We start from the raw sequence: 13,587 nt of genomic DNA, 5'->3' as shown, positions 1-13,587 counted from the left end.
CGGTAATTGCTGGGCCCATTACTCCGGCGTTGGTGCTTCTCATAACCCAGCTGCTCTTCAATCTCACATTGGAGTACTTCTTCCAAAATATCAGAAAACATTTCTTTGATGGTCTCCATGATTTCATTGGTGCTTGTGAACTTTTTTTCCTTTACAAGATCTTTAACAACTTCCTTTGGTAATTTCATAACAAAATCCTCCTCGACAAAATTATTTATCCTAATTCTCGCCAAGGAGGATTGCTTTCATACTTATTTACACAACATTTTCCGCACTGTCGTCTTAGAACAGCCAGCTTACAAGTGCGCCAATCACAACGATGGCGCCGATTATCATAAGAATCGTCCGGATCATTATAGGTTCACTGCCTTTCTGGGAATTAAACGGTTTCCGTCATTAATGGCTGGTCAGCCTTTTTGAATGCAGATACACGGTTTGCGCAAGTTTCCTTGATTTTAGCGAGATGCTTCCTTGCCTGCACCCCTTCGACAATCACTTTAATGGATGTATTCGCCTTTTGGGTCAGCAGGAAGGAAACCAGCTTTGGCATATTGGAAGCATCAACTGACTTCTGATTGCAATAGATGATTGTGTTGCCTTTATATTGCTTAGCGGCCTGATAGATTTCAAGCATATCTTTCATTGTAAAATGTCTATCCAGGTTAATGTTTGTAGAGATGATTTCTTTCATCATGGTTCAGTTCTCCTTTATCGTATATTTATAGTTTTTTGTTTGTTTTTTATCGTTTATTGTTACTTGAGATTTACCCCGGTCCCGGAAGTCTAAACATGTCAAAATGATGACAGGGCTTCTCTAATTTTCCAATTAGAAGCTGCTGTATGAGGCTTATGATTTGCTGGCTGGTAAAGTCAGGTTTAAGATAAATGCATAATCATTCTGAATAATAAGGCATTTATCACGGAGGGGGACAAGAGGTTGCTGACTCTCATCAGAAACGGGAATGTATATGCACCTGATCATATAGGAAAGAAAGATATACTGCTTACAGGGAATAAGATTGGCTATATAAAGGATCATATCGATCTGCCTGAAGGCTTTGCAGATATCAGGATAATAGAGGCAGAGGGAAAGCTGGTAGTACCCGGCTTCATTGATGCCCACGTCCATATCATCGGGGGTGGCGGCGAGGGCGGCTACCGGACAAGGACTCCTGAGCTGCAGCTGACCGATGCCACTCTGGCAGGCATTACCACCATTGTGGGCGTAATCGGAACAGATGCTACCACCAGGACGATGCCCAGCCTGATTGCCAAAGCAAGGGCGCTGGAGGAAGAAGGTATCACCTGCTATGTGCAGACAGGATCCTATCAGGTGCCGGTAAAGACACTCACAGGGAAAATTGAAGATGATATCATCCTGATTGATAAAATAATCGGGGCAGGGGAAATTGCCATCAGCGACCATCGGTCATCCCAGCCTACCCTTGAGGAGCTTGCGAAAATAGCATCTGCAGCAAGGGTCGGGGGAATGCTTTCAGGGAAAGGCGGGATCGTCAACATCCATGTTGGCGACAGCTATGATCATTTGAAGCTGATTGAAGATGTGGTGGAACAGACTGATATACCGCTCCGCCAGTTTTACCCGACTCATATCAACCGCAATCCCCATCTCTTTGAGGAAGGCATCATATATGCCAAAAGGGGAGGCTATGTTGATTTTACAACCAGCTCCATTCCAAAGTTCCAGGAGGAAGGGGAGGTTAAATGCAGCAGGGGATTGAAAAGGATGCTTGACGCAGGGGTCGGAATATCACAGATTACTTTTACCTCTGATGCCCAGGGCAGCCTTCCGGATTTTAACGAGGCAGGAGAACTGATCGGCATGAAGGTCGGGAAGGTATCCTCTTTATTTAGTGAAGTCCGTGACAGCATCCTCCTCGAAGATATCCCGCTGGACCAGGCAATCAGGGTCATAACCAAAAACCCGGCAGACATTTTAAAGCTGCCTCGTAAAGGGGCGATTGAAGCTGGAAGGGATGCAGACCTGGTCATACTGGATCCGGACGATTATCAGATTGATACCGTCATAGCCCTTGGCAGGACCATGGTAGAAGGCGGACAGGCCATTGTCAAAGGGACTTTTGAATAAACCTGTAAAGAGCAGACTGAAGATTTTCATTCAGTCTGCTCTTTCTGCTGCAAGCTGTAAGAATAACTGGCTCTTTTTGAGAAACAATAGGTTTGTCACAATGGTATGCGACAAAGTTAGTTTTCTTCTTCATTGAACCCTGCCCCCCTGTCATTTACCATAGATAAGTAAATACTATAGATAGAAGGGAAGAGTGCAAATGGCTCAGCCTAATATAAAAATAGCTGTACAAAAATTCGGTAACTTCCTGAGCTCCATGGTTATGCCGAATATCGGTGCGTTTATCGCTTGGGGCCTGATAACTGCACTATTCATACCATCCGGGTTCTGGCCAAATGAAAGCCTTGCCAAAATGGTTGACCCAATGATTACTTATCTTCTTCCGCTGCTGATCGGTTATACAGGCGGAAAACTGATCCACGACCAGCGCGGAGCTGTAGTCGGCGCCATCGCCACTATGGGTGTCATCGTCGGCTCTGATATTCCGATGTTCCTCGGAGCCATGATCGTCGGCCCGATCGCCGGTTATCTAATCAAGCTTTTTGACCGCGCCATTGAAGGCAAGGTCAAGGCAGGCTTTGAAATGCTTGTCAATAACTTCTCTGCGGGAATCCTTGGCGGGTTTCTTGCGATATTGGCATTTGCGGGCATCGGACCTGCAGTCGATGTATTCACCGGCTGGCTGGTCAGCGGGGTGGAATGGCTTGTAGATACAAACCTGCTGCCATTAACAAGCATTCTGATTGAACCTGCGAAAATTCTATTCCTTAACAATGCAATCAACCACGGGGTCCTGACTCCGATCGGGACTGAACAGATCAAGCAGACAGGCCAGTCCATCCTGCTGCTGCTGGAAGCAAACCCTGGGCCTGGTATCGGTGTGCTTCTTGCTTACATCTTCTTTGGAAAAGGAAACGCAAAGCAATCTGCACCCGGAGCTGCACTTATCCATTTCTTTGGGGGAATCCATGAAATTTACTTCCCATACATCCTGATGCGTCCGCTATTATTCATCGCGGTCATCCTTGGCGGAATGAGCGGCGTGTTCACACTTGTCCTGCTTGGCGGCGGATTGTTCGCGCCGGCATCACCGGGAAGCATCCTGGCAATCACGGCAGTCACGCCTCACCATGCGAGTGCTTATATTGCCAACTTTGCGGCTGTCCTTGTTGCAGGCGCTGTATCATTCATCGCTTCTGCCTTCATTCTGAAAACAGGCAAACAGTCAGATGAAAACATCGAAGCCGCTGCACAAAAGATGCAGGAAATGAAAGGTAAGAAAAGCTCGGTTGCTTCTGCCTTTACTGCAACAGAAGGCAAGCTTCCTGAAGATGTGAGCAAAATTGTGTTTGCCTGCGATGCCGGAATGGGCTCAAGCGCCATGGGTGCTTCTCTGCTCCGCAAAAAAGTAAAGGCTGCTGGCCTTAATGATGTGAATGTGACCAATACGGCGATCAGCAATATTCCTGCTGACGCACAGGTAGTCATTACACAGGAAGAACTGACGCCAAGGGCAAAAAATAAAATCCCTGAAGCCTATCATGTGTCAGTGGATAATTTCCTTTCAAGCCCTGAGTACGATAACCTCATCAGCAAGCTGAAAGGCTCTGCAGAAGAAGAACTGATTGACATCGCTGAAGATGCGGAAGCGGAAGCGATGGGGGGATCGCCAGCAGAAGAACGCAAGGATGCGCCTGCAGCTGAAACGCAGGAAAACAATGATCTGCTGCTTGAAAAATATGTATTCCTGAATCAGAAATTCAATCATAAAGATGAAGCCATCCGCTTTGCCGGAAGAGCGCTTGCCGACGGCGGCTATGTTCGTGAAAATTATATTGAAGCCATGATTGAGCGTGATGAAATGACTTCAACTTATATGGGCAATGATGTTGCCATCCCTCACGGTACAGAAGCGGCTAAGCAGGAAGTCATCAAATCCGGGTTCACTGTCATCCAGGTTCCGGAAGGAGTCGACTTTAACGGTGAAAAAGTACGATTGATCTTCGGAATTGCCGGTAAAGACGGCACCCATCTTGAAATATTGTCTTCCATTGCCGTCACATGCTCGGAGATGGAAAACATCGAAAAAATGGTCCAGGCGAAAACAGCCAAAGAGTTAATGGATATCCTTAACGGGTAAGGACCGGTAAAGTCATGCAGAAAGGCACAGCTTGTGCCTTTTTGCGCTTTTGTTTTTTGGCTGAAAAGAATCTGGCTGCAGATAGGGCTGATAAAGATGTTTATTACCTCAAGGGAGAAAAGCATCATAGAACTGATCATAAAGACGGCCGGCAAGCATACGGCCCTGACCCTTGCTTCTTACTTAAATGTGAGTGCCAGGACTGTCCACCGGGACCTTGCATCTGTTGCAAAGGTTCTTCGGCAATTCGGGCTTGAGCTTGGGCGGACGCCTGATGAAGGACTCGTGATTTCCGGGCGGAATGAGGATGTTTTCCGGCTTGTGCAGACAATGGCGGAAACCATTCCGACAGACCAGACTCCCCAGGAAAGGAAGCTGCTGATTCTGTTGGAGCTTCTTAAAGGGGAACCCTTCAAACTTCAGCCGGCAGCAAAGGAAGTCGGCATCAGTGTGACGACCTATACTGCATACCTGGATGAATTGGCTGGCTGGCTCGAAAGCTACCGGCTCTCTGTCAGTAGGAAAAGAGGGGTAGGGGTTGAGCTGTCCGGAAAAGAATCTGATATAAGGAAGGCGCTGGCCGACTATTATCTGATCTATTTTAATGAAGAGCTGATAGAAAGTCTGTTCCTTCTTGAGGCTGGAAGCTGGAACAAGCCCAGGGTGCTCTACTATTTCCGTTCAAAGTTCCTTTACGCAGCCGACCGCCTTGCCGGCAGAAGAATCAATAAGGGGCAATCAAGATTGGCTGACAGCGACTATATCGGCATCCTGGTCCATGTATGCATCTCGCTTCAAAGAACAGAAGGCGGCTTTATCATTGAGGATGACCTCATCGAACCTCCGGACATCAAGGAAGAAGCAAATCTGATTGCCAGCCTGGGCAATGAGCTCGCGGATGGATTTTCCGTCAGCCTTGCTGAACAGGATATCCGTTTTCTTGCTATCGTACTGAAAGGTTCCAAATTGCAGGCACCCGATTCCGTCCACTATGACAGTGTGATGATCGGGCAGTCTGTCAAAAATATCATCCAGCATGTATCTGCCCAGCTGAGTGCAGATTTAACAGGAGACTTCTCCCTATTCCAGGGCCTGCTCGCCCATATGGAAACATCAATATTCAGGATCAGGCAGAATATGGGGATGCATAATCCATTGACAGAAGACATCAAGAAGAAATATCCAGCCCTTTTTCTCGCCGTTAAAAACAGCCTTGAACTGGAGTTCCGCGACCTCTCTTTTCCCGATGATGAGGCAGCATTCATTGCCCTTCACTTCGGATCTGTCCTGCTGCTCAGGGAGGAACAGCTTTCAGTCCATGCACTCATCATCTGCCCGACGGGGATTGGAACCTCCAAAATGCTGGCCAGCAGGATCAAAAAAGAATTGCCGGAAATCATGTCTGTCGAAGTTTCTTCTATAAAGGAAATACAGCAAACAGATCTGAACAGCTACGATATTATTTTTTCAACAGTCAGATTGCCTTACACAGATTTGGAGTACATCCTCGTCAATCCGCTCCTGGAAGAGGAGGATATACTGGCAGCAAAGGGCTTTCTGCAAAAACATATAGGGGAGCTGGCAGCCAGCCGCACCTTTTCGCCCGGAAGCAGTTACCCAAAGCAAAAAGAACGGGGCATCGGTCTGGAGCAAATGCTGTCTGACCTTGGTGATGTTCAAAACAGTATCAAAGAAATCCTCCGCAATTTCAGGTTTTACTTTTTTCCTGAAGCAGCTGACCATGAGGAAGTGGTTTCCCAAATGGTACATAGTGCAAAAGAACAGGGAAGCCTTGCAGAAAGCGGTAAGGTCATCACCCGTTTAAGGGAACGGGAGAAATTGGGCGGGCTGGGCATACCGAAAACAGGGCTGGCTCTTTTCCATTGCCGCCATGAAGCAGTAAATGAGCTGATTTTCCAAGTGTCACGGCTCGGACGCCCAGTCCAGCTGAAAGGGATGGATGGCAGGATGATGGAGGCGGATAATCTGCTCCTTATGCTTGCGCCTGAGTCTTTAAGCCCAAGGCAGCAGGAAATTGTCAGCCTGATCAGCACCAGCCTGATTGAAAATGATGAAGCGATGCTGATATTTTCTTCAGGCAGTGAGGAAGCTATAAAAAAGAGACTGGAAGAAATTTTTCTCGACTATATCCAAAACCAATTGATAAAGGGATGATAACTATGAAAAAAGCAGTACATTTTGGTGCAGGGAATATCGGCCGCGGCTTTATTGGCGCGCTGTTCTCTAAATCAGGGTATCATGTAACTTTTGTTGATATTGCAGAAGAAATCATCAATCTATTGAATGAACAAGGCGAATATAAAGTCAATCTGGCTGCCGAGAATGGTTCATCAGAGAAGATCAGCTCTGTTTCAGGACTTAATAATTTGACACAGGAAAGCCAGGTGATTGAAGCCATCGGCGAGGCTGAGTATCTTACAACAGCGATCGGTCCGAATATCCTGCCGCGCATTGCCCCGCTCATTGCCAAGGGCGTTGCGGAAAGAGTTAAGAAGACTGATGAAAAGCTTTATATCATTGCCTGCGAAAACCAGATCTCAGCTACAGACCTGCTGAAAGGCTATATTCTTGAAAACCTTGATGAAGAAACGGCAGGAAAGCTGGAAGGCCGGGTATTCTTCTTTAATTCAGCTGTAGACCGGATTGTCCCGATCCAGAATAACCAAGGGTCCCTTGATGTGCTGGTTGAGCCTTACTATGAGTGGGTTGTCGAAGCACCAACAGATATCCCTGCTGTAGAAGGAATGAAAATCGTTCCAGATCTTGCTCCTTTTATTGAAAGGAAACTATTTACCGTCAATACAGGCCATGCTGTCATCGCCTATCTTGGGTACCTTGCAGGCAAGGAAACCATTGATGAAGCCCTGAAGGATGAAGCTGTCTACAAACAGGCTGAAGCGACGCTCAAGGAAACTGGCGCCTATCTTGTAAAGGAATATGGGCTTGATGCTGAAGAGCATGCACAGTATATCAGGAAAATTATCGGCCGTTTCCAGAACGGTTTCCTGAACGACGGTGTAACAAGGGTAGGACGTTCACCGATAAGGAAGCTTGGGCCGAATGACAGGCTTGTCCGTCCTGCAGAACAGGCAATGAAGGCAGGTCTGCACTTCGAGAATCTTGCCAAGGCCATTGCTGCGGCATTGCATTTCGACTTCCAGGGAGATGAGGAAGCCGTTAAAATCCAGGAGATGCTGAAAGAGCACGGGCCATTATATGTGCTCAAGGAAGTCAGCGGGCTGGAGGAAGACAATCTTATTGCAAAAGAAGCTGCCCGCCAGTATGAGCAGATGAAAAAATAATAGTGCATGCGCCGTTCCTTGAAGGAACGGCGTTTTTATGCGGCTTAGGGTTCCTCCGCCTTGAGGAGGAGTAAGAAACCATCAGAAGGCGCTTATCTCTTTCCGGAAAAAGCATTATGATTAAAGCAATTAACCGGAATCGAGGGAGCTTAAATGAAAAAATTCAAAGAAATCTTTCAGAATAAGAATTATGCCAGATTATTTTTTGCCAACTTCACCTCACAGATGGGAAGCACAATAGGCTTGACTGCCTTCATGTTCTACTTGCTGGACCGTTTCTCAGATCAGCCTGTATATGCCTCGATTACTGAGCTCATGTACAGCCTCCCGACGCTCGCGGTATTTTTCCTTGTCGGGGTTTTTGCAGACAGGATGGACCGGCAGAAAATTGCCTATTATTGTGACTGGATCACTGCCGCACTGTCAGTGGCATTGATCGGGACAATCCTGATAGGCTGGATGCCTTTGATTTTCTTTGTATTGTTCCTGAGGAGCGCTGTGCAGAAGTTCTTTTTCCCGGCCGAGCATGCGATGGTCCAGGGGATATTGAAAGAAGATGACTATACGGCTGCAGCCGGCTTGAACCAGCTGATCATGAGTCTATTCATGCTGTTCGGGAACGGCCTTGGCATTTTGGCCTACTGGACAGTGGGCGTTTACGGGGCCATCCTGGTAGATGCTGTCACATTCGGGCTCAGTGCCCTTTTGATCAGATCATGCCGCATTGCAGAAGAGGTCCGCCTTCCTAATGGAAAGCACACAATGAAGGACCTAAATCTTAAGCTTGTATTTAAGGATTTCAAAGTGGGGATGCAGTATATTTTGAACAATAAGCTGCTGTCAGCACTGCTTGTTGGTTTCTTCGTTTTCGGTGTTGTGAACGGCGGTTTCAGCGTTATGCCGGTTTTTATGCTGAAATACAGGCTTGCACCTGAAACATATGAAGAATTATCGGTTGTCATTGGAATGGTTTTCGGAGCAGGCATTCTGCTCGGCAGCTTCATCGCCACCTTGCTTTCCCAGAAAATAAAGCTTTATCAGATGATCATTGCCGGAATCACCATTACAGGGGCCTTTGTGATTGCCGCTTCTTTTGCAGAATCGATCATCTTGTTTATGGTATTGATTTTCCTGACATCCCTCGGCCTGCCTCTTGTTAATATCGCTATCGGCGGATGGATGCCCAGCATCATCGACCCAAAAATGATGGGAAGGGTCCAGGGATGGATCAGCCCGCTGATGATGCTTTCACAGTCAGTCACCCTCGGCTTCATCGCCTACAGCTTCCCGGCGATCCTGAAGGTAGAAATGCTTTATTGGCTTGTAGGAGGATGCCTGATACTGGTCGGCCTGTTTTACACAGCTGTGCTGCCTAAATACAGCCGGATCGAAGAAGGGTTTGAAAAGGCGGCAGCTGAAACGGCAATTTAATTAGGCTCCTTTCGTAAAGATTGCTGCATTTAATAAGGGGTGTTTACATTTTGTGGTATTGTATGAAGAAAGGTTTCTTCGGCTGACAGAGCCGCTTTTTAAAAAACACAGGAAGTCTTATCCTCATTTGCAATGACCAGCAAGCCTTAAAATAAGCGGAGAATTTCCGGGTAAGCTGCTGAATATGGCACGGGTGGGTGTATATAAGCGGAGAATTTCCGGTTAAGCGGATCAAAGTTGCCCAATTTTATGTTTTTTAAGTCGATAGGCGGAATTTCTCCGTCTATTTGAGCTAGTTTTAGCGTTTTATTGAATTTAGGGGGAATTTCTACGTTTATTTTTCAGCCTGTCACTGATTCCCCCATTCCGGTCCAGGAAGGTCGCTTTTTGATCAGGAAGGATTATCGCCTCTTTATCTAGAAGCATAGTGAAGAGGATGGATCTGACAATTATCTTTTGCAGCAAAACGCAATTAAGTATAAAGGAGAGTACGATGAATTATTCACCAATCAATTTTCAAGAGAAGTTTTCAAGATTTGCGGATCATTGGTCCCCTAAAGTCATTGCTGAAATGAATGATTATCAATTTAAGCTTGTTAAAGTCCAAGGGGACTTTGTATGGCATAAGCATGATGACACGGACGAAGTTTTTATCGTTCTGGAAGGCAGGCTGACCATTGAATTCCGCGACGGAAAAGTGGAGCTCGGGGAAGGGGAGCTGTTTGTCATCCCAAAAAATGCTGAACATAAACCTTACGCGGAGAATGAATGCAAAATCATGCTTGTAGAGCCGAAGGGCGTTATAAATACCGGGCAGGAAAGAACAGAGCAGACAGCGGAGAATGATGTTTGGATTTGATTTGTAATATCAGGCTGAATCTAAGAATTATAAAAACCATTTTATAAGCTGGACCTCGCAGCCTGCTATTAAAAATTTGCGTGCTGCGAAAAAAGCTGACGAAGCCGGAACAATGGGGGCTTGGATCGATAATGTATAAAACTGGTGTCATTGCCGGTATCATGACATTCTTTTTCTATATAGTCTTTTTGCTTCTATATCTTTTTGAAATCATCAATGAATATGCCTTTGTCTTTATGCTGTTCCTCCTGCTGGTGATTCTGCTGAATTTATGGTTTGTTTTCCGCCAAAAACGTAAAAACAGAATACAAATCACCGTTTCAGCCTTCTCCTCGTCATCCTGTTCTGCTATGAACTGCCGCTGCTGCTGGTAGCGCTGAGCTCTCCCCCTTCGCATGTCGCTTATGCCTATCAGGAACCGAATGAGGCTTTAAAGGGATCGGGAATTTTTTCAGTAGGTGTCGCTGAATTTACGCTGAAAAACCAGAACAGTGAACAAGACGCCAGAAAGATTTTGGCAGCGCAGGGAGTTGACGTACTGTCCATTGCTGCAGTGGATCATAAAATCAGATATGAGAGCAAAAACCGGCAGCTGCTAAAATGGCTGCATCTGCAGAAAGAACCTTTGCTGCAAATGGAAGAGAGCGCAGCAGAATATCTGGGAAAAGAAGAAGATTGGCTCAGGAGATTTATACAGCAGCCAGACATTGCCGGCAATAGTGCCGGACTCAGCCTGGCGCTTTCAGGCCTCATTAATGAAGGCCGCCTTGAAAACAGGCTGCCTATTGCAGTAACAGGCGCGATTAATGAGCATGGAGAAGTATCTTACGTAGGATTGATAAAGGAAAAGATCCGGATTGCCGAGAAAGCTGGATTCTCCTGCCTGATCATTCCGAGTGAAAATGCGGAAGAAGCTGCAGCTATACAAAAAGAAAGCAGCAGAAAAATAGAGATTATTGATGCTTCACATGTTGATGAAGCTGTTAAGGCTATTGGGAGATTAAATGAGGGAGAATTAGACTGAAATGGATGGAGTGTACAGCATCACGAATACTCATAATGAAAGAGAGGATGATAGGCATGGACAGCATTATTTTTGATTTAGATGGGACCATCTGGGATTCAATTGATACAGTTCTGGTTGCCTGGAACAGTGTCATTAAAGAAGATGACCGCAAGGAAGGCAAATTGACACGGGAAGATTTTGAAGGAACAATGGGCCTGCAGATGGATGAAATAAGCCGCAGGCTGTTTCCTGATATAACGGAAGAACAGCGTCAGCAGCTGGTGGAGGAATGCAGGGAAGCGGAAGAGCACTATTTGGGGATTCATGGAGGAAAACTTTATGAGCGTGTGGAAAAAGTCCTGGAGGAACTTTCGCAAAAATATAAGCTCTTCATCGTCAGCAACTGCCAGGAAGGCTACATAGAGGTTTTCTATAAATATCATAAGCTTGAAAAATATTTTCTTGATTTCGAAAACCCCGGCCGTACCGGCCTTTCGAAGGGTGAAAATATCAAATTGATCATCGAAAGAAATCAGCTTTCCAGCCCGGTATATGTAGGTGACACAGAAGGCGACAGAAAAGCCGCCAAATTCGCAGGGATTCCTTTCGTTTATGCTCAATACGGCTTCGGGGAAGTAAGTGGATATGATATGGAGATTAAAAAATTTGAAGATCTCTTAAAGGTTTTTGGCTGAAATGATCACCTATTTGGGAACACCGCTAATGGGGACCGAAAGACTGAATCTCAGAAGGCTGAAACGTTCGGACAGCCAAGCCATTTTCGACCGATGGCTTTCGGATGAGCGCGTAGCAGAAAACAGGGTGAGTGCCGCACACAGGACGGTTCCTGAAACCAATGCGAGAGTGGCGGATATAGCAGCCAGATATGAAAGGAAAGACTTTTGCTGGTGGGGAATCGAATTGAAAGCCACGGGGGAATTAGTCGGAGAAATTGACTTGTATGATTGGGATCTGACCACCGGAAACTGCAGCGTCAGCTATTCCCTGGGCTATGACTGGTGGAATAAAGGATATGCTACTGAAGCATTAAAGGCGGTCATGGAGTTTGGATTCATGGAAATGGATCTTCACAAAATAGCTGCAGCACATAATACGGATAACCCTGCATCTGGAAAAGTGATGACGAAAGCGGGGATGAAGCAAGAAGGAATTGTCAGGCATATGATACGAAATGCCAAAGGACTTTATAAGGATTGCGTTCTTTACGGTATCCTGAAGGAAGACTTTCTTAAAATGAATTTGTATAAGGATTGATTGCTTTTTAAAACCTCCCCCTCAGATTGTTCACTGAGCCAAAACCTGTTCTGCCGGAAAAATTTTTAAACCTAAAGTTTTGAACGATCAGAAGGAGGCATCGTCCATTGTAAATTTCCCTTTTTATCATTAAATTCTAAGATAAAGAGGGGCAGGTTATATGAAAAGCAAATCTTTCCGGTCTCTTTGGATTGGGCAGTCACTTGCCAATTTAGGAGATGTGTTTTATATAGTAGGCTTAATATCCATTTTGTATTCTGTTACCGGTTCTCCGGTGTACCTGGCGCTTCTGCCGTTTTTGAATATGGCAGGACGGGCGGTAAGCGGAGCTGTTTCTCCGTTATTGCTGAATAAATTCAGGCTGAAATCCATGCTTGTTTTCTCCCAGGTTAGCAAAACGGCTGTGCTGTCTCTTCTTGCCGGCCGGCTTCTGGTGCAAAGTGCTCCAGATATTCTGTTCGTCCTGGTATTGATTTTTGTTATTGCTGTTTTCGATGGCTGGGCACTTCCGGCTTCAGACGCCATGCTGCCAAGGCTGGTGGAGAAAGAAGAACTGATGAAAGCCAACAGCTTTTTAGCTTTATTAAATGAATCTATCCAATTAGGCGGCTGGGCATTCGGCGGCATTTTGACTGCAGCGATAGGCGGGCAGTATGTCATCTGGCTTACACTGGCCTTCTATGCTGTCTCTTCCCTCATGATGCAGCTGATTAATGATAGAACTCCTTTTCAGCCCAGCCCTGAAAAGCAGGGGACAGTGAAGGTTCTGCTGGAAGGCTGGATCTTTATATGGACGCAGCCTGCTCTGCGCAGCTTTCATGTAGTGATTCTAATAGAAGCCATTGCTAACGTAGTCTGGATAGCTGCCATTCTTTATGTGTTTGTTGCGGAAGTTTTAAAGACAGGGGAAGCATGGTGGGGTTATATCAACACTGCTTTTTTCATGGGCTTGATATTGGGCGGGGTCATATGCACGAAATTCTCTTCTATTTTTGAAAAAAATATGAAACTCACCTTAATATCTTCCTCTTTCGGAGTGGCCATAGTGACATTGCTGTTTGGCGCCAATTCACTGGCCTGGGCTGCATTGCTATTAGTGTTTCTCAGCGGGCTTATCCATCAGATCAAAGGCATCATCATGTACACCTATATACAAAGAGTGGTATCTGCAGAAGAGCTGCCAAAGGTGTTCAGTGCCCAGCATACGCTGGTTTCCCTGGCATTTGCTCTTTCAACAATATTATTCGGGGCCATTGCAGAGAACATCAGTGTGGTGATAACCTTCCTGATTGCGGGTATATTGCTGCTATTCGGCGGTATCTACCTGCTGGCGGTCAGAAAGAGATTCTCTCAGGATTTCATGACGGAAAAATAGAACGATAAAGGCTGCATTTGGCTGCACAAATGCGGCCTTTATTTATGCAGATTGGACAAATTAAAGAG

At 45.9% G+C, this 13,587-nt stretch carries 12 protein-coding genes and 1 pseudogene; 11 read left to right on the top strand and 2 right to left on the bottom strand.

Annotated features, from left to right (window positions below; all coding sequences use genetic code 11):
- Together FZD51_RS21805 and FZD51_RS21800 are read right to left on the bottom strand one after the other, a co-directional pair.
- Positions 1-188: pseudogene (locus tag FZD51_RS21805) on the bottom strand (IS256 family transposase); the annotation flags it as partial.
- 191 nt (positions 189-379) lie between these two features.
- Positions 380-694 carry an HPr family phosphocarrier protein gene (locus FZD51_RS21800; protein WP_262381050.1) on the bottom strand — a complete coding sequence of 105 codons (315 nt, stop codon included), beginning with the start codon at positions 692-694 and terminating at the stop codon, positions 380-382.
- A 243-nt stretch (positions 695-937) separates the two neighbouring features.
- Between FZD51_RS21800 and iadA the strand changes: the two genes are divergently transcribed.
- The 11 genes from iadA (at position 938) to FZD51_RS21745 (ending at position 13,519) form a co-directional block, all read left to right on the top strand.
- Complete coding sequence (iadA, locus tag FZD51_RS21795; protein WP_148976669.1) at positions 938-2,110, top strand: beta-aspartyl-peptidase; 1,173 nt, start codon at positions 938-940, stop codon at positions 2,108-2,110.
- A gap of 199 nt (positions 2,111-2,309) precedes the next feature.
- Complete coding sequence (locus FZD51_RS21790) at positions 2,310-4,250, top strand: PTS mannitol transporter subunit IICBA (RefSeq protein ID WP_148976668.1); 1,941 nt, start codon at positions 2,310-2,312, stop codon at positions 4,248-4,250.
- 96 nt (positions 4,251-4,346) lie between these two features.
- Complete coding sequence (locus FZD51_RS21785; RefSeq protein WP_148976667.1) at positions 4,347-6,425, top strand: BglG family transcription antiterminator; 2,079 nt, start codon at positions 4,347-4,349, stop codon at positions 6,423-6,425.
- A 5-nt stretch (positions 6,426-6,430) separates the two neighbouring features.
- Positions 6,431-7,573, top strand: coding sequence for a mannitol-1-phosphate 5-dehydrogenase (locus FZD51_RS21780; RefSeq protein WP_148976666.1), 1,143 nt, complete (start codon positions 6,431-6,433; stop codon positions 7,571-7,573).
- A gap of 153 nt (positions 7,574-7,726) precedes the next feature.
- Positions 7,727-9,004: an MFS transporter gene (locus FZD51_RS21775; RefSeq protein ID WP_148976665.1), complete on the top strand. Its 1,278-nt coding sequence runs from the start codon at positions 7,727-7,729 to the stop codon at positions 9,002-9,004.
- Between the two features lie 493 nt (positions 9,005-9,497).
- The gene (locus FZD51_RS21770; protein ID WP_148976664.1) at positions 9,498-9,863 is read left to right on the top strand and encodes a cupin domain-containing protein; all 366 of its coding nucleotides are present in this window, start codon (positions 9,498-9,500) and stop codon (positions 9,861-9,863) included.
- Between the two features lie 131 nt (positions 9,864-9,994).
- The gene (locus tag FZD51_RS21765; RefSeq protein ID WP_148976663.1) at positions 9,995-10,237 is read left to right on the top strand and encodes a hypothetical protein; all 243 of its coding nucleotides are present in this window, start codon (positions 9,995-9,997) and stop codon (positions 10,235-10,237) included.
- Positions 10,238-10,377: 140 nt separating this feature from the next.
- Positions 10,378-10,887, top strand: a complete 510-nt coding sequence (locus tag FZD51_RS21760; RefSeq protein ID WP_148976662.1) for a S16 family serine protease — start codon at positions 10,378-10,380, stop codon at positions 10,885-10,887.
- Positions 10,888-10,943: 56 nt separating this feature from the next.
- Positions 10,944-11,564 (top strand): HAD family hydrolase, encoded by a 621-nt coding sequence (locus FZD51_RS21755; RefSeq protein ID WP_148976661.1) that lies wholly within the window; start codon positions 10,944-10,946, stop codon positions 11,562-11,564.
- Positions 11,565-11,592: 28 nt separating this feature from the next.
- Positions 11,593-12,144: a GNAT family N-acetyltransferase gene (locus tag FZD51_RS21750; protein ID WP_262381049.1), complete on the top strand. Its 552-nt coding sequence runs from the start codon at positions 11,593-11,595 to the stop codon at positions 12,142-12,144.
- Between the two features lie 160 nt (positions 12,145-12,304).
- Complete coding sequence (locus tag FZD51_RS21745) at positions 12,305-13,519, top strand: MFS transporter (RefSeq protein WP_148976659.1); 1,215 nt, start codon at positions 12,305-12,307, stop codon at positions 13,517-13,519.
- Positions 13,520-13,587: the final 68 nt, after the last annotated feature.

The sequence above is a fragment of the Bacillus infantis genome, from assembly GCF_008180445.1.
GTDB classification, from domain to species: domain Bacteria; phylum Bacillota; class Bacilli; order Bacillales; family Cytobacillaceae; genus Bacillus_AB; species Bacillus_AB infantis_B.
The sequence above is the reverse complement of the archived record's forward strand: the minus strand, read 5'-3'. Positions and strand labels throughout refer to the sequence as shown.

Excerpts from the sequence above, each read along its gene's own strand:
- FZD51_RS21800 (WP_262381050.1), bottom strand. The coding sequence starts at position 694 with ATGATGAAAGAAATCATCTCTACAAACATTAACCTGGATAGACATTTT.
- FZD51_RS21790 (WP_148976668.1), top strand. The coding sequence starts at position 2,310 with ATGGCTCAGCCTAATATAAAAATAGCTGTACAAAAATTCGGTAACTTC.
- FZD51_RS21785 (WP_148976667.1), top strand. The coding sequence starts at position 4,347 with ATGTTTATTACCTCAAGGGAGAAAAGCATCATAGAACTGATCATAAAG.
- FZD51_RS21780 (WP_148976666.1), top strand. The coding sequence starts at position 6,431 with ATGAAAAAAGCAGTACATTTTGGTGCAGGGAATATCGGCCGCGGCTTT.
- FZD51_RS21775 (WP_148976665.1), top strand. The coding sequence starts at position 7,727 with ATGAAAAAATTCAAAGAAATCTTTCAGAATAAGAATTATGCCAGATTA.
- FZD51_RS21770 (WP_148976664.1), top strand. The coding sequence starts at position 9,498 with ATGAATTATTCACCAATCAATTTTCAAGAGAAGTTTTCAAGATTTGCG.
- FZD51_RS21765 (WP_148976663.1), top strand. The coding sequence starts at position 9,995 with ATGTATAAAACTGGTGTCATTGCCGGTATCATGACATTCTTTTTCTAT.
- FZD51_RS21755 (WP_148976661.1), top strand. The coding sequence starts at position 10,944 with ATGGACAGCATTATTTTTGATTTAGATGGGACCATCTGGGATTCAATT.
- FZD51_RS21750 (WP_262381049.1), top strand. The coding sequence starts at position 11,593 with ATGGGGACCGAAAGACTGAATCTCAGAAGGCTGAAACGTTCGGACAGC.
- FZD51_RS21745 (WP_148976659.1), top strand. The coding sequence starts at position 12,305 with ATGAAAAGCAAATCTTTCCGGTCTCTTTGGATTGGGCAGTCACTTGCC.